This is a genomic window from Marinobacter sp., from assembly GCF_048269445.1.
Taxonomy (GTDB): domain Bacteria; phylum Pseudomonadota; class Gammaproteobacteria; order Pseudomonadales; family Oleiphilaceae; genus Marinobacter.
Map to the genome: position 1 here is coordinate 221,517 of NZ_JBLXIQ010000002.1, position 18,821 is coordinate 240,337.

Here is an 18,821-nt window from a genome sequence, read left to right on the forward strand (position 1 = left end):
TTCGTTCCGTGCCCGTGTCAGACCGGGCGCTCCGGCCCTTCAGCAGGCCTGTGGGGCGCCCCTTAACCGGTCACTACCAGCAGATGCCTTCGAGCACATCGGTCGTTGTGGATTTCATGAAACCCACAAGATCCACAACCCGTTTTCCCTCGGGAACTTCGGAAATCACGGTTTCGAACAACTCATCGTTGTTGCCCACAACGATGACATCGGCATGGTCGATTACACCCCGAAGATCGCTGTGCATCAGGTTCGAGAGATGGGGGATCTTCTGGTTGATGTATTCGCGATTAGCGCCGTGAGTTCGGGCGTAATCCACGTTGCGGTCAAAAATCTGCAGGTCATAGCCCTTACCAATCAGCATCTCGGCCAGTTCCACCAAGGGGCTTTCACGGAGATCATCGGTATTGGATTTGAAGCTCAGGCCCAACATGCTGATCTTGCGGCTGCCGTAACCCGTCAGAATTTTGAACGCATGGGCCACTTGCTCGTTGTTGCTGCTCATAATTGAACTGAGCAACGGATGCTTCACATCCATCTGGCCTGCCCGATAAGTTAGTGCTCGCACATCCTTCGGCAGACAGGAGCCGCCAAAAGCAAACCCGGGGCGCATGTAATAGCGTGAAATGTTGAGCTTCTTGTCCTGGCAGACCACATCCATCACATCGCGGCCGTCGACGCCCATGGACTTCGCAATGTTGCCGATCTCGTTGGCAAAGCTCACTTTGGTGGCGTGCCAGACGTTGCAGGTGTACTTGATCATCTCAGCCACTTCGATGGGCTTGCGAATGATCGGTGCGTCGAGGTCCTCATAAATGCGGGCCAAAAGATCCCCGGAACGCTCATCCAGCTCACCAATGACCGTGATAGGTGGATGATCGTAGTCCTTGATTGCGGTGCTTTCGCGCAGGAATTCCGGGTTTACACAAACCCCGAAATCGACACCGGCCTGTTTTCCAGATGCCCGTTCAAGGGCGGGAATGACCACATCGCGAACCGTTCCTGGCAATACCGTGCTGCGCACCACTACCAAGTGCCAGTCGCCCTTGTCCCGTAAGGCGTTGCCAATGTCTCCACAGACTTTTTCCACGAACTGAAGCTCCAGGTCGCCGTTATCCTTGCTCGGGGTACCGACACAGATCATCGAGAGTTCGCTTTCCTGAACCGCCACATGACCATCCGTTACGCCGGTGATGTAGCCATTCTTGCGACCGAGTTGAAGCAACTCCTCCAGCCCCGGCTCGACGATCGGCGATTTGCCTCTGTTGATCAGGTCAATCTTGACCGGAGACACGTCCACTCCAGCCACGTGATGCCCTCGCTGAGCAAGGCTCGCAGTGCACACCGCACCCACATACCCCAGACCAAAAATACTGATTCGCATTTCCCTACTCCCTGACTGTCGTCTCAATGGCCCACCAAAGATGAACCTTGCAGTGTCCGGCCGAACCACCGGATCGAATTAGGAGAACGTGATGGTGAACAGCCACCCGGACATGACTTCACTCCGCCACCGCGTTCCGACAGCCAGAAACCTATCGTAACTAAACGTTAAACTCCGCTTACGAAAAGATAATTTTTATTATCTAAATCAAATACATGTAACATTTATTGGTGTGCAGGGAACTTATACAGAGGTAAGTCAAATGGCTGATTTTCGACCATTTAAAAATTGTTAATCACAGGACATGTTGTCCTCTAATACATATAAGAAGAGAAATTCTAGAGATTGATATTCCAAATGGAACAAATGGAGGGGGAGGGATATTCGCAATTCTTCTCAGGCCAGAATATTCAGATGGAACTGAAACAGGCGCTCCGTCGTGCCGTCGGGTTGTAGCGGCGGAACTTCGGCTTGCGGAACCGAATAAATGCGCATTAAGCAGCCCAAAACCGCCAGATCGGCCCGCTCCATTGCGGAGCGAGCCCACCGAGTAAAACCGGTTTTTACATCAACTCAATGGCGACCGCTGTGCCTTCACCACCACCAATACACAGCGAAGCCACACCACGCTTAAGGCCACGCTGCTTCAGGGCGTTCATCAGGGTAACGATGATCCGCGAACCGGAGGAACCAATCGGGTGCCCGAGGGCACAGGCGCCGCCATGGACGTTGACCTTCTCGGCCGGGAGCTTGAGCTCATTAATTGCGGCCAGGGTAACCACCGCAAAAGCTTCGTTGATCTCGAACAGATCCACGTCGTCCACGCTCCAGCCGGCTTTCTTCAGAACCTTCTCAATGGCACCAATGGGCGCCAGGGTGAACTCGGCCGGCAAACGGGCGTGCGTGGCGTGGGCCACAATCCTCGCCTGTGGCGTCAGCCCGCGCGCATCGGCCTCAGCTGCCGAGGCAAGCACCAGAGCAGAGGCGCCATCACTGATGGAGCTGGAGTTGGCGGCCGTAACCGAGCCGTCTTTGGCAAAGGCCGGCTTGAGGTGCGGGATTTTCTCCGGCTTGGCGTTGCCCGGCTGCTCGTCGATGTCCACTTCGGTGTCACCGCCACGACCGGCGACCGTCACGGGAACAATCTCGTCCCGGAACCAGCCGTTTTCGATGGCTGCCAGGGATTTCTGCAGTGAGCCGATGGCAAACTCATCCATCGCCTGCCGGCTGATGTCGTACTTGTCGGCGGTGCGCTGGGCGAAGACGCCCATTAAGCCGCCTTCGTAGGCGTCTTCCAGGCCGTCCAGAAACATACTGTCCAGCACCTGGCCATGGCCCATGCGCATGCCGGCACGAGCCTTGGGCAGCAGGTATGGCGCCTGGCTCATGTTTTCCATGCCACCGGCAATCATGATGTTATTGGTGCCCGCCTTGATCTGGTCATGGGCCATGATCACCGCCTGCATGCCGGAGCCACACATCTTGTTGATGGTGGTACAGCCGGAGCTGTCCGGAATACCCGAGGCCCGTGAGGCTTGCCGGGCCGGGGCCTGGCCGAGGCCGGCGGGCAGCACGCAGCCCATGATCACTTCCTGAATGTCCGCCGGCTGAAGGCCAGAGCGCTCTATGGCGGCTCTGATGGATGCCGCACCCAGCTGCGGAGAACGCACCGAGCTCAGGGAGCCCATCATGCCGCCCATGGGTGTCCTGGCGGAACCTGCAATCACTACGCTGTTGTCACTCATAACCGTTCCTCACTCAATCAGGCTTTGCCCAGCACAGACCGGGCAATAATTTCTTTCATCACTTCCGAGGTGCCGCCGTAAATCCGCTGCACCCGGGCATCAATAAAGTTCCGGGAAATCGGGTACTCGGTGGTGTAACCGTAGCCACCGAACAGCTGCAGACAGCCATCAGCAACCCGGCACTGCATTTCGGTGGCGCTGTACTTGGCCATGGAGGCGGTCGGGGCATCCAGCTCGCCGTGGTCGTACTGGTCGATACACTGGTCCACGAAGGCCTTGTTCACCCGATAATCGGTTTCCATGCGGGCGATTTCGAAACGGGTGTTCTGCAATTGGGCCAGTTTCTGGCCAAACAGTTCCCGCTCCTGGGCGTAGGCAATGGTCAGATCCAGGGAGCCACGGGCCGCGGCCACGCCGAGGGCACCGATCACCAGCCGTTCACGGGGCAATTCACGCATCAGGTACATGAAGCCCTGCCCTTCCTCGCCCAAAAGCGCAGAGGACGGAATACGCATATCCGAGAAGAACATCTCGGAGGTGTCGCCGGAATGCTGGCCGATCTTGTCCAGGTTCCGGCCCTTGCTGTAACCCGGCAGTGACGTGTCTACCAGGAACAGGCTGATGCCACGGGCACCGGCTTTCGGGTCGGTCTTCGCGGCCACGATCACCATGTCCGCATGCTGGCCGTTGGTAATGAAGGTCTTGGAGCCGTTCAGGATATAGTCGTCGCCATCCTTCACCGCGCTGCTGCGGATAGCCTGCAGGTCACTGCCGGCACCCGGCTCGGTCATGGCGATGGCGCCCACCGCCTCCCCGGAGACCAGCCTTGGCAACCACTGCTGCTTCTGCTCTTCGCTGGCAAGGTGGCTGAGGTAGGGCGCAACGATGTCCGAGTGCACCATCACGTTGGTGGACAAGGCGCCGAACCCCATGCGGGCAAGCTCCTCACCCACCACCACGGAAAACTGGAAGGGTGCGCCAATACCCCCGCACTCCTCGGGCACATCGACACACAGCATGCCGGCGTTGCCAAGGGTGTTCCACAGCTCCCGGGGCACGATGCCGGATTTTTCCCAGGCTTCGTAGTGCGGCGCGACTTCCTTCTCCAGGACCTTGATGACGGAATCCCGGAACATCGCCAATTCTTCTTTATCAACAGACATAGTCATGAATGACTCCTGCAATTGAATGCTTCACTTCGGCGCCATGCGAAGCGCGCAGTCCAGACGAATCACTTCGCCATTGAGAATCGGGTTGCGCACCATCTGGTCCACCATCATGCCGAACTCCTCCGGCTTGCCGAGGCGCTTCGGAAACGGCAGCGTGGCCGCCAGGCTCTCCTGAACCTCCTCGGGCATACCCGCCATCATGGGGGTCATGAACAGGCCTGGTGCAATCGTATTTACACGGATACCCTCGCGAGCCAGCTCACGGGCCGATTGCAGGGTCAACGACACCACACCACCCTTTGAGGCACTGTAAGCTGCCTGGCCGATTTGCCCCTCGTAAGCTGCCACCGATGCGGTATTGATGATCACCCCGCGCTCGCCATCGGCGTTCGGCTCACGCTGTGCCATATCCGCTGCAGCGAGGCGCAGAATGTTGAAGGTGCCAATCAGATTGACCTGAATAACCTTGCTGAAGTTCTCCAGCGGCATCACACCGTCGCGACCCAGAATCTTTGAGGCGGTGGCAATACCGGCACAGTTCACCGCAATACCGCAATGACCGTGGGCTTCCCGAGCCTTGGTGATGGCTGCCTCAGCGCTCTCCGGAGAGCTTACATCGCACTCCAGGAAAATCCCGCCGATGTCTGCAGCGACCTTTTCACCCTGTTCCTTCTGAAGATCCAGGATAGCCACCTTGCATCCGGCGGCCGCCAGCGCGCGGGCAGCGCCCTCACCCAGCCCCGAAGCCCCACCTGTTACAATGGCTGCCACATTTTTGAATTCCATCGTTCGTTCCCCCTTTTCCGGATTCTGTTTGTTAAAAATCGGACCCTAAAACTACTTTACGTTTACGTAAACTTTATCTAACCTAAGTCTAAAAAGGAAATCCCAATGGACATAAAGAAGACCTACAGCATCAGCGAGCTCGCCAAAGAGTTCGATGTGACAACCCGGAGCATTCGTTTCTACGAAGATCAGGAGCTGCTCAAGCCCTCGCGGCGCGGGCAGACCAGGATCTTCAGCTCCAAGGACAGAGTCCGGCTGAAACTCATCCTCCGGGGGAAACGCATGGGCTTCTCCCTGGCCGAAACCAAAGAACTGTTTGACCTGTGGGACGAAACCCTCAGCGGCAACGAGAAACAGCTGTACAAGATGCTGACCATTCTGGCCAACAAGCGTGCCCAGATGGAACAACAAAAGAACGACATTGCCCAGGCGGAAATGGAAATAGACACAGCCGAAACCCGGTGCCGTGAAGCACTGGCAGAGCTGCAAAAGAAAAAGAAACAGCAGGCCCTGGCCGACGACAAAACCAGGCAGACCGCTGAACACAAATGACAGAAAACCAAAGGTAGCCAACGATGAAATCACAGTACTCAGAACTCAACTTCGGTCTTGGCGAGACCCTCGACATGCTGCGCGAACAGATCAACGGCTTCGCCGCTGCCGAAATTGCACCCCGGGCCGAGGAAATCGACCGCAACAACGAGTTCCCCATGGACCTGTGGCGGAAAATGGGCGACATGGGCCTGCTGGGTATCACCGTGAGTGAAGAATACGGCGGCTCCGACATGGGCTACCTGGCACACGTTATCGCCATGGAAGAAATCAGCCGGGCCTCCGCTTCCGTTGGCCTGTCCTACGGTGCCCACTCCAATCTGTGCGTAAACCAGATTCACCGCAACGGCACCGAAGAACAGAAACAAAAATACCTGCCAAAACTGGTCAGCGGCGAACACATCGGCGCCCTGGCCATGTCTGAGCCCAACGCCGGCTCCGACGTAATCTCCATGAAGCTCTCCGCCCGCGACGAAGGCGATCACTTCGTGCTGAACGGCACCAAAATGTGGATCACCAATGGCCCGGACGCTCACACCTACGTCATCTACGCCAAAACCGACACCCAGGCCGGCTCACGGGGCGTCACCGCCTTCATCGTAGAGCGCGACGCACCAGGCTTCAGCCGCCACCAGAAACTCGACAAGCTCGGCATGCGCGGCTCCAACACCTGCGAACTGGTATTCCAGGACTGCAAGGTCCCCCGTGAAAACATCCTCGGCGGCGAAGGCAACGGCGCCAAAGTCCTGATGAGCGGTCTCGACTACGAACGCCTTGTTCTCTCCGGCGGCCCGCTGGGCATCATGCAGGCAGCAATGGACGTGGTCGTCCCCTACATCCGCGAGCGCAAACAGTTTGGCCAGGCCATCGGCGAATTCGAACTGGTACAGGGTAAAGTCGCCGACATGTACACCTGGATGAACACCGCCAAATCCTACGTTTACATGGTCGCCATGTCCGCCGACCGTGGTGCTGAAACCACCCGTAAAGACGCCGCCGGCGCCATCCTCTACTCCGCCGAAATGGCCACCAAAATCGCGCTGGACGCCATCCAGCTGCTCGGCGGTAATGGCTACATCAACGAATACCCGACAGGCCGCCTGCTGCGGGACGCCAAACTCTACGAAATCGGTGCCGGCACGTCGGAAATCCGCCGAATGCTAATCGGCCGAGAGCTGTTCCTGAACAATAAAGGAAGAGCCCCAGCTTCCAATGTATGACAAGGGGCTGGAGGGGCGGCGTTCCGAAAATGTCGTAGGCCATGGATGGCCGAAGAGAAGCGCACACGGACGTGTCAGCGGTTCTCGAATTGCGCCCTCCAGCCCCGCGCCCCCAACGCGAGGGACCACGACAAAGACAATTCTCCAAAAGCAAAATAAACCCGAGGTCTGACGAATTCCAGGCCAACCAGGACTCCATGGCAACCGCCGTAGCGGACCTGCGGGACAAAGTCTCCAACATCCAGCAAGGTGGCGGCCCCTCCTACCAGGAACGCCACATCGCCCGGGGCAAACTGCTGCCACGGGAGCGCATCAACCGCCTCCTGGACGACGGCTCCCCCTTCCTGGAAATCGGCCAGTTCGCCGCCTACAACGTCTACGATGAAGAAGTTCCCGCAGCGGGCGTCATCACCGGCGTAGGACGCGTCTCCGGCACCGAATGCATGATCATCGCCAATGATGCGACGGTTAAGGGCGGAAGCTACTACCCGCTGACGGTGAAAAAACACCTGCGCGCCCAGGATATCGCCCTGCAGAACCGCCTGCCCTGCATCTACCTCGTAGACTCCGGCGGCGCCAACCTGCCAAGACAGGACGAAGTCTTCCCGGACCGCGACCACTTCGGCCGCATCTTCTACAACCAGGCCCGCATGTCTGCCGACGACATCCCCCAGATCGCCGTTGTCATGGGCCTGTGTACCGCCGGCGGCGCCTACGTGCCGGCCATGGCCGACGAATCCATCATTGTCCGCAACCAGGGCACCATCTTCCTGGCCGGCCCACCGCTGGTGAAAGCCGCCACCGGTGAAGTGGTCAGCGCCGAAGATCTTGGCGGCGCCGACGTACACTGCAAAATCTCCGGTGTTGCCGATCATTACGCCGAAAACGACGCCCACGCCCTGGAAATCGCCCGTCGCTGCGTCTCCAACCTCAACCGCCGCAAACCAACGGACGTCGAGATCCGCAAGCCAAAAGCACCGCTGTACGATGCCGAGGAAATCTACGGCATCGTCGGTACCGATCTGCGCAAACAGTTCGACGTGCGCGACGTGATCGCCCGAGTCGTTGACGGCTCCGAGTTTGACGAATTCAAACGCTACTACGGCCAGACCCTGGTGACCGGCTTTGCCCACATTCATGGCTACCCCGTGGGCATCATCGCCAACAACGGCATCCTGTTCGGTGAGTCGGCCCAGAAAGGCGCCCACTTCGTCGAGCTCTGCTGCCAGCGCAACATCCCGCTGCTGTTCCTGCAGAACATCACCGGCTTCATGGTGGGCCAGAAATACGAGGCCGAAGGCATCGCCAAACACGGCGCCAAAATGGTCATGGCCGTGGCCTGCGCCAACGTGCCCAAGATCACCGTACTGATCGGCGGCAGCTTCGGCGCCGGCAACTACGGCATGTGTGGCCGCGCCTACAGCCCGGATTTCCTGTGGATGTGGCCCAACGCCCGCATCTCCGTGATGGGTGGCGAACAGGCCGCCGGCGTCATGGCCACTGTTAAACGCGAAGGCATGGAACGTAAAGGCCAGGACTGGAGTGCCGAGGAAGAGGCCAAATTCAAGCAGCCGATCATCGACACTTACGAGCACCAGGGCCACCCCTACTACGCCAGCGCGCGACTGTGGGACGACGGCGTGATTGACCCGGCCCAGACCCGCGAAGTGGTTGCCCTGAGCCTGTCTGCCACACTTAACCGCCCGGCCAAACCGACACGCTTTGGCGTGTTCCGGATGTAATCGGGGAGAATGACATGACAGACACCGAATCCGCAGTTCTGCTCAAGCATCGCGATCACGGCGTCGCCGAGGTGGTCCTGAACCGCCCGGACAAACGCAACGCCTTTGACGATGTGATCATCCAGCAACTGATCAACACCCTCACCGAGGTGAGCTCCAACAGCAAAACCAAAGTGGTGATCCTGCGCTCCGAAGGCAAGCACTTCTCCGCCGGGGCCGACCTTGGCTGGATGCGCCGAATGGCCGACAACGGCCACAAGGAAAACCTGGACGATGCCCGCCAGCTGGCAAGGCTGATGGAAGTCCTCAATGGCCTGCGCAAGCCGGTGATTGGCCTGGTGCAAGGTGCGGCCTATGGCGGAGCCGTCGGCCTGGCAGCCTGCTGCGACATTGTCATCGCCACCGAACAGTCCAGCTTCTGTCTGAGCGAAGTGAAGCTCGGCCTGATCCCGGCGGTTATCAGCCCCTACGTGGTGCGCGCCATCGGCGAACGCCAGGCCCGACGGTACTTCATTTCCGCCGAAGTGTTCAGCGCCCGGCAGGCACAGGAGTACGGCCTGGTGCATATCGTCTGCGACGATGCCAAGGCCATGGAAGCCCGTTGCAACGAGATGGTGCAGCAACTGGCCAGCAACGGCCCGGAAGCCATGCGGGCCGCCAAGGACCTGGTATTTGCCGTCAGCCAAAAGCCCATCAATAAAGAAGTGATTGAAGACACCGCGCACCGCATTGCGGATATCCGGGTGGGTGAAGAGGGGCAGGAAGGGCTCAGTGCCTTCCTGAACAAGCGAAAGGCCAACTGGGTTCCGGAGAAAGAATGATGTTCAGTAAAATCCTCATTGCCAACCGGGGCGAAATCGCCTGCCGGATCATACAAACCGCCCACCGCATGGGCATTCGCTGCGTCGCCGTTTATTCTGAGGCCGACGCCAATGCCCGGCACGTGGCCATGGCCGACGAAGCCTTCCACATCGGCCCTGCGCCCAGCTCCGAGAGCTACCTGCGGGCTGACAAGATTATCGAGATTGCCAAAAAGAGCGGTGCCCAGGCCATTCATCCGGGTTACGGCTTCCTCTCGGAAAACACCGGCTTTGCCGAAGCCTGCGAAGCCAACAACCTGGTGTTCATCGGCCCGCCCTCCTCGGCCATTGCCGCCATGGGCTCCAAGTCGGCCGCCAAAGCCATCATGGAAAAGGCCGGCGTGCCCCTGGTGCCTGGCTACCACGGTGATGACCAGTCTCCTGAAATCCTCCGCGCCGAAGCCGAAAAGTGCGGCTTCCCGCTGCTGCTCAAGGCCGTCGCCGGGGGTGGCGGTAAAGGCATGCGCGTCGTCGGGCGCATGGAAGACTTTGACGACGCCCTGGCCGCCGCCAAACGGGAATCGAAGAACGCCTTCGGCAACCCCGACATGCTCATCGAGCGCTACCTGACCCAGCCACGACACGTGGAAATTCAGGTGTTCTGTGACCAGGACGGCAACGGCGTCTACCTGGCGGAGCGCGACTGTTCTGTTCAGCGCCGCCACCAGAAGGTATTGGAAGAAGCGCCAGCCCCGGGCCTGAGTGAGGAAACCCGCAAAGCCATGGGCGAAGCGGCGGTAAAAGCCGCCCAGGCCATCAACTACGTGGGTGCCGGCACCGTCGAATTCCTCTACGACGTGGACGGCTCCTTCTTCTTCATGGAAATGAATACCCGCCTGCAGGTCGAGCACCCGGTCACTGAAATGGTCACCGGCCAGGACCTGGTGGAATGGCAGCTGAAAGTCGCCTGGGGCGAGCCCCTGCCGCTGGAGCAGTCCCAGGTAAAAACCCGGGGCCACGCCCTGGAAGCGCGTATCTACGCCGAAGATCCGGACCAGGACTTTCTGCCCGCCACCGGCAACCTGCGCTACCTGAGCACTCCGGATGAGAGCGCGCATGTGCGGGTGGATACCGGCGTTACCGAAGGCGACGACATCAGCATCCACTACGACCCGATGATCGCCAAGCTCATCGTATGGGATGAAACCCGGGACCAGGCCATCAATCGCATGGTCCAGGCTCTGGAGCACTACCGCATTGCCGGCGTGAAAACCAACATCCGGTTCCTGCACGCCCTGGCCGATGCCCAGCCGTTCCGGGAAGCGGAGCTGACCACCGGGTTTATTGACGACCACCGGGAACTGCTGTTCCCGAAATCCCGGCTCGATACCCACAAGGCCCTGGTGCTGGCTGCCGGCTTCGTACTGGAGCAGCGCAAATCCCGGGAAGTGGTCAGCACCGACCCCTGGTCGCCGTTTGGCCGCCAGAACAGCTGGCGCATGAACTCCGAGTACGCCCAGCCCCTGCAACTGCAGGTGGGTGAAGAGATTCACGACCTGAGGATCCTGGAACGGGACGACCGCTACCAGGTGTTCGTGGGCGACAGCGTTTACAACCTCACCGCCCGCCTGGATGACGATTACCTGCAGGCCGTCATCAACGGCCACCGCATCAGCATCCACGGCAACCTGCACAACGACCAACTGGTGCTGTTCTACGAGGGTGACACCTTCAACTGCACCGTGTACAAGGAAAGCTACGGCTTTGAGGAAATGGCCGGCGAAGGCAGCCTGGCCGCGCCCATGAACGGTGCCATCGTGGCCGTACAGGCCAAGGTGGGTGACCAGGTGACCGCCGGCCAGACTCTGGTGATTATGGAAGCCATGAAAATGGAACACGCCATCAAGGCCCCGGCCGCCGGTGTAGTCACCGAGATCTTCTTCGCCGAGGGCGACCAGGTCTCCGAAGGTGCTGAACTGATTGCCATTGAAGTCGATGACGAGGAGGCAAGCTGATGGCCTTTCCCAAACAGGTTCGCCTGGTGGAAATGAGCCCCCGGGACGGACTCCAGAACGAGCCCGGCCCGGTGATCGCCACCGCCATCAAAACCGGGCTGATTGACAGACTGGCCGACAGCGGCCTGAGCCACATCGAAGCCGCCAGCTTTGTGTCCCCGAAATGGGTGCCACAAATGGGCGACGCCGCCGAAGTCATGGCCGGCATCAATCGCAAGGCCGGCGTGCGCTACTCGGTGCTCACCCCCAACCTCAAGGGCTTCGAAAACGCCCTGGCGGCGGGCGTGGACGAGGTGGCCGTGTTCGGCGCCGCCTCCGAATCCTTCAGCCAGAAAAACATCAACTGCTCCATCGCCGAAAGCCTCGACCGCTTCCTGCCAGTGATGGAAGCCGCCGGCAAAGCCGGCATCCCGGTGCGCGGCTACGTCTCCACCGTGCTGGGCTGCCCCTACGAAGGCGATATCGCGCCCGAACAGGTCACCACCGTCGCCAAGGCCCTCTACGACATGGGCTGCTACGAAATCTCCCTGGGCGACACCATCGGCGTGGGCACCCCGATCAAAGCCAAACGCATGCTCGAAGCCGTCGCCGCCCATGTGCCCATGGAAAAACTGGCCGCGCATTTCCACGACACCTATGGCCAGGCCCTGGCCAACCTGTATGCGGTGCTGGAAGAAGGCGTTTCAGTGATTGATGCCTCTGTCGCCGGCCTCGGCGGCTGCCCTTACGCCAAGGGCGCCTCCGGCAACGTCGCCACCGAAGACGTGCTATATCTTCTCAACGGCCTTGGCATCAAAACCGGTGTCGATCTGGAAAAGCTTGTCGCAACCGGCGACTGGATATGCAGCCAACTGAATCGCCACAACGGTTCAAAAGTCGGCCAGGCAATGGGCGGTAACTGCCAATGATCAAGTTGGCGGGCGGGAACAGCTTCCCAGGACTGTCTGCAGCATGGATGCTGCAGTCAAGCGTACACGGACGTATTTACAGCGTGTCCTGGGAAGCTGTTCCCGCCCGCCAAGGCACCGAACTCGCAGGCTAGGAGTAGTCAATGACTCAGAATAAAAATGTAGTGGCCCTGGATCTCCCCATCCCGGAGATCGACGACACGCCGGAAGACACCCAGAAGTACTTCCAGATCTGCCAGGAAAAGCTGGGCATGATCCCCAATGTACTCACTGCATACAGCCAGAACCTCAAACAGCTCGAAGGCTTCACCCGTCTGTACAACGAACTGATGATGGGCGAAAGCGAGCTGAGCAAACTGGAGCGGGAAATGGTGGCCGTGGTGGTCTCCTCAGAGAACAAATGCTTCTACTGCCTCGTCGCCCACGGCGCCGCCGTGCGGGTACTGAGCGGCAATCCCCAGCTGGGCGAGCACATGGTGATGAACTACCGCAGCGCCAAACTCGACAAGCGCCAGCGGGCCATGCTGGATTTTGCATCCCACCTCACCCGCTCACCGGCCACCGTCACCGAAGACGACATTCAGGCCCTGCGAGATGCCGGCCTCAGCGATCGCGGCATCTGGGATCTCAGCAACCTGATCGGTTTCTACAACATGTCTAACCGCGTGGCGATTGCCAGCGATATGCAACCTAACCCCGAGTATCACAGTCAGAGTCGCTAGCAGGTCGCAACCCTGCTCGCCCTCGAATACAACAACAATGGAGGCAGAGATATGAGCAAGACTCTACCAGGCACCTACCCCAGTTATACGAGCGGTACCGCGGAAAAGCCCCTGCTGGGCATGACCATCGGTGAAATGCTGGACCGCACCGCCGAACAGTACCCAGACAACGAAGCCCTGGTGTGCCTGCACCAGGACATTCGCTGGACCTACAAAGAGTTTGTGGAAAAGGTCGACGAAGCCGCCCGAGCGTTCATGGCCATCGGAGTGAAGCGCGGTGATCGCGTGGGTATCTGGTCCCCCAACCGATATGAGTGGACCGTTACCCAGTTCGCCACTGCAAAAGTGGGCGCCATCCTGGTGAACATCAACCCGGCCTATGGCGTACACGAGCTGCAATACGCCCTGAACCTGGCCGGCATCACCACGCTGGTAACGGCAGACGCCTTCAAAGGCTCTAACTACCGGCAAATGATCTACGAGCTGGCGCCGGAGCTGAAACACAGCGCCCCCGGCAAGCTCAAGGCCGACCACGTACCGGACCTTCGTGCCGTAATCAACATGCACGAAGACAAGCACGACGGCATGTGGACCTGGGAAGAGTTCAGGGCCTTCGCCAGCGACGTCTCCGAGGACGATCTGGACAAACGCCAGGGCGAACTGCAGTTCGATGACCCCATCAACATCCAGTTCACCTCCGGTACCACCGGCAACCCCAAAGGCGCCACCCTCACCCATCACAACATCCTTAACAATGGGTACTTTGTGGGCGAGAGCCAGCGCCTGACAGACAAAGACCGCCTGGTCATCCCGGTGCCCCTGTACCACTGCTTTGGCATGGTCATGGGCAACCTGGGCTGCATCACCCATGGTTCCGCGATGATCTACCCCTCCGAGGGTTTCGAACCGAAAGCCGTGCTGCAAGCGGTCCACCAGGAAAAGGCCACCGCCCTGTACGGCGTACCCACCATGTTCATCGCGGAGCTGGGCGACCCGGACTTCGAAAGCTATGACCTCTCGCACCTGCGCACCGGCATTATGGCAGGCTCCATCTGCCCGGCGGAGATCATGAAGAAAGTAAACAGCAAGATGAACATGAAAGAGGTGCAGATCGCCTACGGCATGACAGAGACCAGCCCGGTATCCACCCAGACCAGCTCCCTCGACCCGTTCGAGAAGCAGGTCACCACCGTGGGCCGCACCCAGCCGCACCTGGAAACCAAGATCGTCGACCCGGCCAATGGCAACGTGGTGCCACGCGGCGAGATCGGCGAGCTGTGCACCCGTGGCTACAGCGTGATGCTGAAATACTGGAACAACGAGGAAAAAACCCGCGAAGCCATCGACGCCGCCGGCTGGATGCACACCGGCGACCTGGCCACCATGGACGAAGAGGGCTACATCCAGATCGTCGGCCGCATCAAGGACATGGTCATCCGCGGCGGTGAGAACATCTACCCGAAAGAAATCGAGGAGTTCCTCTACACCCACCCCGCCATCGAGGAAGTGCAGGTAACCGGCATTCCCGATGAAAAATACGGTGAAGAGCTGATCGCCTGGGTGAAACTGGCCCCCGAAGCGGCTCCAGTAACCGCAGAAGACCTGCAGGCTTTCTGCAAGGGCAAGATCGCCCACTTCAAGATCCCGAAAAACTACAAGTTCGTGGATGAATTCCCGATGACCGTGACCGGGAAGATCCAGAAGTTCAAGATGCGGGAGATTTCGATTGAGGAGATGGGGTTGAAGAAGTAAGCGCTCCTTCCCCATCCCGCTCCTGACTCAAACCCCAGCCATGTGCTGGGGTTTGTGCTTTGTGTACGACCTCAGAGAAGCTGGGACCATGCAAGGGCTGCTGCGGCCCGGAGTTATACGAACCGGTACGCAAAACTCCAGAGAAGGAGCGGGAAACCTCTATAAGCATCTGATACTGTTAAAGCTGTATTTTAACGATCTGGAATTATACGCCCTCCCTGGGGGGAGAAGAGTAGACCAACCAAGGCTTATAACTCCGGCGGTAGCCATGGCGGATCTTGGTTAGGTGTTGTTTTAAAGAGATTTTTTGAGGTCGCCTGAGCGACTGCAATTGGAATTATACGAACGGGTGATATACGAACGTGTTCGTATAATAAGCTGTTAACCACAGTTTCAGGAGCCAGGGATGGCGATAACTATTCACCTTTCTGCAGCACTCTGGGCTTTACTGGCCGGGATTAGCCAGCTATTTGCGCGCAAAGGGACCAAGGTACATAAAGTGGTTGGTTGGTCCTGGATGACAGCCATGGTCATTGTGGCCATTTCGTCTTTTTGGCTCACTGGATTCATGGACCTATTCTGGGGTTACAGTCCTATCCACCTGCTCTCTGTCTGGATATTGGTCTGTGTTGGTGTTTCCGTCTATTCTGCCCGAACTGGCAATATAAAACGGCACCGGGCGTTTGCTGTAGGCGCTTTTTACGGGGTTATTGGTGCGGGACTCGGCACACTGGCGCCAGGTAGGCTAATCCACCAGTGGATTTTTGGTTAACAAGTCAATCAAGTACGTTCCGGGCCTGACGGCCCTGCACCGGACAGCCTTGTCGCCGCTTCGCTCTGCCAAGGCTGCCGCTTATTTTCGGCGTTGAGGCTCACAAAAGTACGAAGCAAACAATATGGGTAGGATTCTTACGCTACTAATCCTTATTCTATTGGCTGTTGCGTCGGTAGCTGGCTATCTGTTTCTCGCTAAAATCATTTCTGCCGGGGAGATCCAAATCGCCGAAGGTCAAAGACGGCTAGAAGAGGGACAGTCTGCGCTAGAGGAAGGCAAGGTTGACTTGCTCGCCGGAAGACGCGAGTTGTCTGAGGGCAAGGAGGAGTACACGCTAGCTGAAGAAAACCTGTTCCTGAAGTGGGCGGACAAGCTGCTAAACGCCGGGAAGGGCCTGAAGGAGGGTAGAGAGCAGATCGCCGAGGGAGAACGACAGGTTGCCGAAGGACAATACAAGGTTGATGCCGGAGAAGAGCGACTTCATGCTGGTGAACTGACATTGAGCCAGGGGCGGGAACGGTTGAGGCTGGCCAAGAAGGTAAGCGTTGCTTGTGCGATCGGAGGGGGTATTTTTGCCTCTCTAGCGATCGTGTTTGGGTTCCGCTGGAGGCGATCATTGGCCCGGGCTATTACGCATTCCCGGACCTAACAACACGTCAGAACCGACTCCGGCCCTGGCGGGCCTCCACCTGACCGGTTTTCCGGCGTGGTGCGCCTCCAAACCGGCCGCTTAATATTGGCGTTATGTTTCAAGGAGAGAATCTCGTGCATCTGCTCGCTAAAGAAGGCCTAAGAATCAATCGATCGGCAAAGGCCGTATTCGATTATGTTGCGAACATAGAACGATTCGGTGAGTGGTTTCCTGGCGTACTTTCAATTGAGTCCGCCAACGGGCATCCTCATGAAAACGTTGGGCGGCATGACACAAGGACTATTCTATGCCCGATATAACGGCTATTCGCGACATCTCGCGAACCTGGCCACTACCGAAGCGTGAGGGACGGTGAGTTTCCAGTAGATACTTGATTCACTGCCGATCGGTGGCGTCTTCGTAGCGTTCGCCATCTTCGCGCTGACCGTTATCGAGGTTGGTTACCGCTATGGGTATAGGTGGCAGGAGCGCATGCAAGACGAGAAGGAGGGCCCCACGGGCATGATCGTGGGCTCGCTCCTGGCCCTTATGGCGTTCCTGCTCGCGGTCGCGATGGGGATGGCATCCGATCGCTTCGACACGCGCCGCGGGCTGGTGCTGGCCGGGGCGAATTCCATAGGCACCACTTACCTCAGGGCCGGCTACCTGCCAGAGCCGGCCTGAGCGAGATCCGGGATCTGCTCCGCGAGTACGTTCCCCTGCGCATCGCGACCGACGATCTGGCAGACGTCCGAGTGAGAATAGCTCGATCGGTCGAGCTCCAAGAGAAGCTCTGGTCAGTCGCCGGGGAGTTGGCCCGCGCCACATCCGAATCTGAAGTCCTGGCCCTGTTCATTGACTCACTGAACGAGACGATCGACCTAAATGAGACGCGGGTAACGGCGGGCATCTACGCACGCGTACCCGAAACGATCCTCCTCCTCTTCTGCGGCTCGATGCTGACGCTGGGGATGGTGGGCTACAACGCAGGCTTGATCCAACGGCGCAGCCGCTCATCGATCTGCAGGAGCAGGTCGGAGCACTTCCGCCAGCGAATCCACCTAAGTAGCTGGCGTGGCACCTGATACCCATCCGTGTCAAAATCGAGCGATACGTGAACGAGAGGTTTTTTTCCATGAATCTCCAGAAAATTGAAGACGAAGCGCTCCACCTCCCCAGAGAGGAGCGAGCCCAATTGATCCAGCGGCTAGTTTTGAGTCTGGAGTCTCCGTCAGAAGAGGAGCTCAAATCCGATTGGTTGCTCGAGGCCCGACGTAGAGGCGAAGAGCTCGACAATGGCTCAGTTCAGGCCGTGCCCGGTGAAGATGTCATGAGGAAGGCTAGAGCACTGATTAAATGAATTATTCGTTTCACCCGGCAGCGGAAGCCGAATTCCTGGAATCAGTTGGTTATTACGAATCAAAAGTTCCGGGATTGGGTGGTGCCTTCATAGAGGAGTTTGAGGCCCTGGCCAATTTAGTTGCCGAGTCACCAAAGGCTTGGCAAGTTGAGTTGCAGCCAGATATTCGCAGAGCGCCCCTTCACAGATTTCCCCTGTCTATCGTTTACCGAGAAAGGCCTGATGGCATTCAGTGAGTTCGAAGCAAAGAAAATTGAGTGGGCCGCTTCTGAATTTCTTGAAGACCGGAGGCCGCCAGTCGAGATCCGGCCCAAGTTAGATGCTGCCAACTTCGGTTAGAGAGGCAGAACCGAAAACTCCCCTTTGGCCAAAAGCTCGCCTTCCTCTGTGACCACCTCAACTCGCCAGTCTCCCACCATGTGTCGGTCGATATACTTGGCTGAGGATGCGCGCATGGGGTCAACCGACGGCCTGATTTCCACTCGCGCAACCCGTTCATCCTCCAGGTACCAGTCGTGGAAGTGCAGCTGACCTTCCATGCCCTGGATTTCGGTAAACAGGTAAATTCGAATCAGTCCGTCACTGTCCATCGTCAAAACGTTCGGGATTTCGTCAATTGGCTCTTTTTCCTCCAGGCCGGTAGTCAGTTGCGCCCGGATTATGTGATCAGAAAGTAGCTCGATGGAGGCAGCATCTTCCCGGGACGGTTCCGATTCTCCTGCCGCCGGCGCCGGCAGGGAGGCGGGCTCTACCGATGACTCCGGTTCGCTCACCTGACTGGCCAACTGAGGGGGAGCCGTCTCTGCACCGGAATCAGTCGACGCTGCTCCCGATGCAGTTTCGGGCACGGCGACAGGCGTCTCGGCCACTTCAGTTTGAACTGAATTTGTCTGGTCCGGCATGCCCGCGTTTGCGTCAGATTCCGATTGTTCTCGTGATGCGGTCTTCGGCAACTGGATAGAGGCAGGCTCGGCGGACGAGGACTCGTCGACAAATACCGACGGGAGAGGAGGCGCCTCCACTGCCTGATTCTCTACCAGCGCTTCCTTTTGCTCGCCTTGCTCGCCGGTGCCAAAGATCTCTAAAGCGCCCCAGATTATGCCCCCCACCACCAGAATTAATACGAAAAGAGCAGCAAAGATGCGCCCCCAAAGATACACAACAACCTCTTCGGGCTCTTCGGGCTCACGCAGGCGGGAGGACCTACCTGAAAAACGTTGATCTTGCGGTCTTGCTGTTTTCACCAGTCATTCTTCCTTG

At 58.5% G+C, this 18,821-nt stretch carries 18 protein-coding genes; 13 read left to right on the top strand and 5 right to left on the bottom strand.

Translation table 11 applies throughout. The features are described from left to right. Window positions 1-73 precede the first annotated feature (73 nt). From ACN0XM_RS04295 to ACN0XM_RS04310, 4 genes are all read right to left on the bottom strand, one after another. On the bottom strand, window positions 74-1,384 hold the full coding sequence (locus ACN0XM_RS04295; protein ID WP_417565684.1) for a nucleotide sugar dehydrogenase: 1,311 nt from the start codon (window positions 1,382-1,384) through the stop codon (window positions 74-76). A gap of 563 nt (window positions 1,385-1,947) precedes the next feature. Further along, entirely contained in the window at window positions 1,948-3,129 is a 1,182-nt protein-coding gene (locus ACN0XM_RS04300) for an acetyl-CoA C-acyltransferase (RefSeq protein ID WP_417565685.1), read from the bottom strand. A 17-nt stretch (window positions 3,130-3,146) separates the two neighbouring features. Then, window positions 3,147-4,298 (bottom strand): acyl-CoA dehydrogenase family protein, encoded by a 1,152-nt coding sequence (locus tag ACN0XM_RS04305; protein WP_417565686.1) that lies wholly within the window; start codon window positions 4,296-4,298, stop codon window positions 3,147-3,149. A gap of 24 nt (window positions 4,299-4,322) precedes the next feature. Further along, window positions 4,323-5,084 carry an SDR family NAD(P)-dependent oxidoreductase gene (locus ACN0XM_RS04310; RefSeq protein WP_417565687.1) on the bottom strand — a complete coding sequence of 254 codons (762 nt, stop codon included), beginning with the start codon at window positions 5,082-5,084 and terminating at the stop codon, window positions 4,323-4,325. A gap of 105 nt (window positions 5,085-5,189) precedes the next feature. Between ACN0XM_RS04310 and ACN0XM_RS04315 the strand changes: the two genes are divergently transcribed. From ACN0XM_RS04315 to ACN0XM_RS04375, 13 genes are all read left to right on the top strand, one after another. Then, window positions 5,190-5,636: a MerR family transcriptional regulator gene (locus tag ACN0XM_RS04315; RefSeq protein ID WP_417565688.1), complete on the top strand. Its 447-nt coding sequence runs from the start codon at window positions 5,190-5,192 to the stop codon at window positions 5,634-5,636. Between the two features lie 23 nt (window positions 5,637-5,659). After that, complete coding sequence (locus tag ACN0XM_RS04320; RefSeq protein ID WP_417565689.1) at window positions 5,660-6,856, top strand: isovaleryl-CoA dehydrogenase; 1,197 nt, start codon at window positions 5,660-5,662, stop codon at window positions 6,854-6,856. A gap of 197 nt (window positions 6,857-7,053) precedes the next feature. Further along, the gene (locus ACN0XM_RS04325) at window positions 7,054-8,598 is read left to right on the top strand and encodes a carboxyl transferase domain-containing protein (RefSeq protein ID WP_417565690.1); all 1,545 of its coding nucleotides are present in this window, start codon (window positions 7,054-7,056) and stop codon (window positions 8,596-8,598) included. A 14-nt stretch (window positions 8,599-8,612) separates the two neighbouring features. Continuing rightward, window positions 8,613-9,419 carry an enoyl-CoA hydratase-related protein gene (locus ACN0XM_RS04330; RefSeq protein WP_417565691.1) on the top strand — a complete coding sequence of 269 codons (807 nt, stop codon included), beginning with the start codon at window positions 8,613-8,615 and terminating at the stop codon, window positions 9,417-9,419. After that, window positions 9,419-11,413 carry an acetyl/propionyl/methylcrotonyl-CoA carboxylase subunit alpha gene (locus ACN0XM_RS04335; protein ID WP_417566064.1) on the top strand — a complete coding sequence of 665 codons (1,995 nt, stop codon included), beginning with the start codon at window positions 9,419-9,421 and terminating at the stop codon, window positions 11,411-11,413. Before ACN0XM_RS04330 ends, ACN0XM_RS04335 begins: the two co-directional genes overlap by 1 nt. Then, entirely contained in the window at window positions 11,413-12,321 is a 909-nt protein-coding gene (locus ACN0XM_RS04340) for a hydroxymethylglutaryl-CoA lyase (protein ID WP_417565692.1), read from the top strand. Before ACN0XM_RS04335 ends, ACN0XM_RS04340 begins: the two co-directional genes overlap by 1 nt. 143 nt (window positions 12,322-12,464) lie before the next feature. Continuing rightward, the gene (locus ACN0XM_RS04345; protein ID WP_417565693.1) at window positions 12,465-13,043 is read left to right on the top strand and encodes a peroxidase-related enzyme; all 579 of its coding nucleotides are present in this window, start codon (window positions 12,465-12,467) and stop codon (window positions 13,041-13,043) included. Between the two features lie 51 nt (window positions 13,044-13,094). Then, window positions 13,095-14,795 (top strand): AMP-binding protein, encoded by a 1,701-nt coding sequence (locus ACN0XM_RS04350; RefSeq protein ID WP_417565694.1) that lies wholly within the window; start codon window positions 13,095-13,097, stop codon window positions 14,793-14,795. 406 nt (window positions 14,796-15,201) lie between these two features. Then, entirely contained in the window at window positions 15,202-15,567 is a 366-nt protein-coding gene (locus tag ACN0XM_RS04355; RefSeq protein ID WP_417565695.1) for a DUF2306 domain-containing protein, read from the top strand. 124 nt (window positions 15,568-15,691) lie between these two features. Further along, window positions 15,692-16,219 (top strand): hypothetical protein, encoded by a 528-nt coding sequence (locus tag ACN0XM_RS04360; protein ID WP_417565696.1) that lies wholly within the window; start codon window positions 15,692-15,694, stop codon window positions 16,217-16,219. Between the two features lie 474 nt (window positions 16,220-16,693). Then, window positions 16,694-16,885, top strand: coding sequence for a hypothetical protein (locus ACN0XM_RS04365; RefSeq protein ID WP_417565697.1), 192 nt, complete (start codon window positions 16,694-16,696; stop codon window positions 16,883-16,885). Window positions 16,886-17,336: 451 nt separating this feature from the next. Next, complete coding sequence (locus ACN0XM_RS04370; protein ID WP_417565698.1) at window positions 17,337-17,561, top strand: addiction module protein; 225 nt, start codon at window positions 17,337-17,339, stop codon at window positions 17,559-17,561. Further along, window positions 17,558-17,797 carry a type II toxin-antitoxin system RelE/ParE family toxin gene (locus ACN0XM_RS04375; protein ID WP_417565699.1) on the top strand — a complete coding sequence of 80 codons (240 nt, stop codon included), beginning with the start codon at window positions 17,558-17,560 and terminating at the stop codon, window positions 17,795-17,797. The genes ACN0XM_RS04370 and ACN0XM_RS04375 overlap by 4 nt, the downstream gene beginning before the upstream one ends. A 99-nt stretch (window positions 17,798-17,896) precedes the next feature. Here ACN0XM_RS04375 and ACN0XM_RS04380 read toward each other — a convergent pair whose 3' ends face one another. Continuing rightward, window positions 17,897-18,805 carry a DUF2914 domain-containing protein gene (locus ACN0XM_RS04380; protein ID WP_417565700.1) on the bottom strand — a complete coding sequence of 303 codons (909 nt, stop codon included), beginning with the start codon at window positions 18,803-18,805 and terminating at the stop codon, window positions 17,897-17,899. Window positions 18,806-18,821 lie beyond the last annotated feature (16 nt).

What these genes read in the sequence shown, in the direction of transcription:
- ACN0XM_RS04370 (WP_417565698.1), top strand. Translation starts at nt 17,337, where the DNA reads ATGAATCTCCAGAAAATTGAAGACGAAGCGCTCCACCTCCCCAGAGAG.
- ACN0XM_RS04305 (WP_417565686.1), bottom strand. Translation starts at nt 4,298, where the DNA reads ATGACTATGTCTGTTGATAAAGAAGAATTGGCGATGTTCCGGGATTCC.
- ACN0XM_RS04335 (WP_417566064.1), top strand. Translation starts at nt 9,419, where the DNA reads ATGTTCAGTAAAATCCTCATTGCCAACCGGGGCGAAATCGCCTGCCGG.
- ACN0XM_RS04345 (WP_417565693.1), top strand. Translation starts at nt 12,465, where the DNA reads ATGACTCAGAATAAAAATGTAGTGGCCCTGGATCTCCCCATCCCGGAG.
- ACN0XM_RS04315 (WP_417565688.1), top strand. Translation starts at nt 5,190, where the DNA reads ATGGACATAAAGAAGACCTACAGCATCAGCGAGCTCGCCAAAGAGTTC.
- ACN0XM_RS04320 (WP_417565689.1), top strand. Translation starts at nt 5,660, where the DNA reads ATGAAATCACAGTACTCAGAACTCAACTTCGGTCTTGGCGAGACCCTC.
- ACN0XM_RS04355 (WP_417565695.1), top strand. Translation starts at nt 15,202, where the DNA reads ATGGCGATAACTATTCACCTTTCTGCAGCACTCTGGGCTTTACTGGCC.
- ACN0XM_RS04360 (WP_417565696.1), top strand. Translation starts at nt 15,692, where the DNA reads ATGGGTAGGATTCTTACGCTACTAATCCTTATTCTATTGGCTGTTGCG.
- ACN0XM_RS04295 (WP_417565684.1), bottom strand. Translation starts at nt 1,384, where the DNA reads ATGCGAATCAGTATTTTTGGTCTGGGGTATGTGGGTGCGGTGTGCACT.
- ACN0XM_RS04300 (WP_417565685.1), bottom strand. Translation starts at nt 3,129, where the DNA reads ATGAGTGACAACAGCGTAGTGATTGCAGGTTCCGCCAGGACACCCATG.
- ACN0XM_RS04330 (WP_417565691.1), top strand. Translation starts at nt 8,613, where the DNA reads ATGACAGACACCGAATCCGCAGTTCTGCTCAAGCATCGCGATCACGGC.
- ACN0XM_RS04350 (WP_417565694.1), top strand. Translation starts at nt 13,095, where the DNA reads ATGAGCAAGACTCTACCAGGCACCTACCCCAGTTATACGAGCGGTACC.
- ACN0XM_RS04365 (WP_417565697.1), top strand. Translation starts at nt 16,694, where the DNA reads ATGCAAGACGAGAAGGAGGGCCCCACGGGCATGATCGTGGGCTCGCTC.
- ACN0XM_RS04310 (WP_417565687.1), bottom strand. Translation starts at nt 5,084, where the DNA reads ATGGAATTCAAAAATGTGGCAGCCATTGTAACAGGTGGGGCTTCGGGG.
- ACN0XM_RS04375 (WP_417565699.1), top strand. Translation starts at nt 17,558, where the DNA reads ATGAATTATTCGTTTCACCCGGCAGCGGAAGCCGAATTCCTGGAATCA.
- ACN0XM_RS04340 (WP_417565692.1), top strand. Translation starts at nt 11,413, where the DNA reads ATGGCCTTTCCCAAACAGGTTCGCCTGGTGGAAATGAGCCCCCGGGAC.
- ACN0XM_RS04325 (WP_417565690.1), top strand. Translation starts at nt 7,054, where the DNA reads ATGGCAACCGCCGTAGCGGACCTGCGGGACAAAGTCTCCAACATCCAG.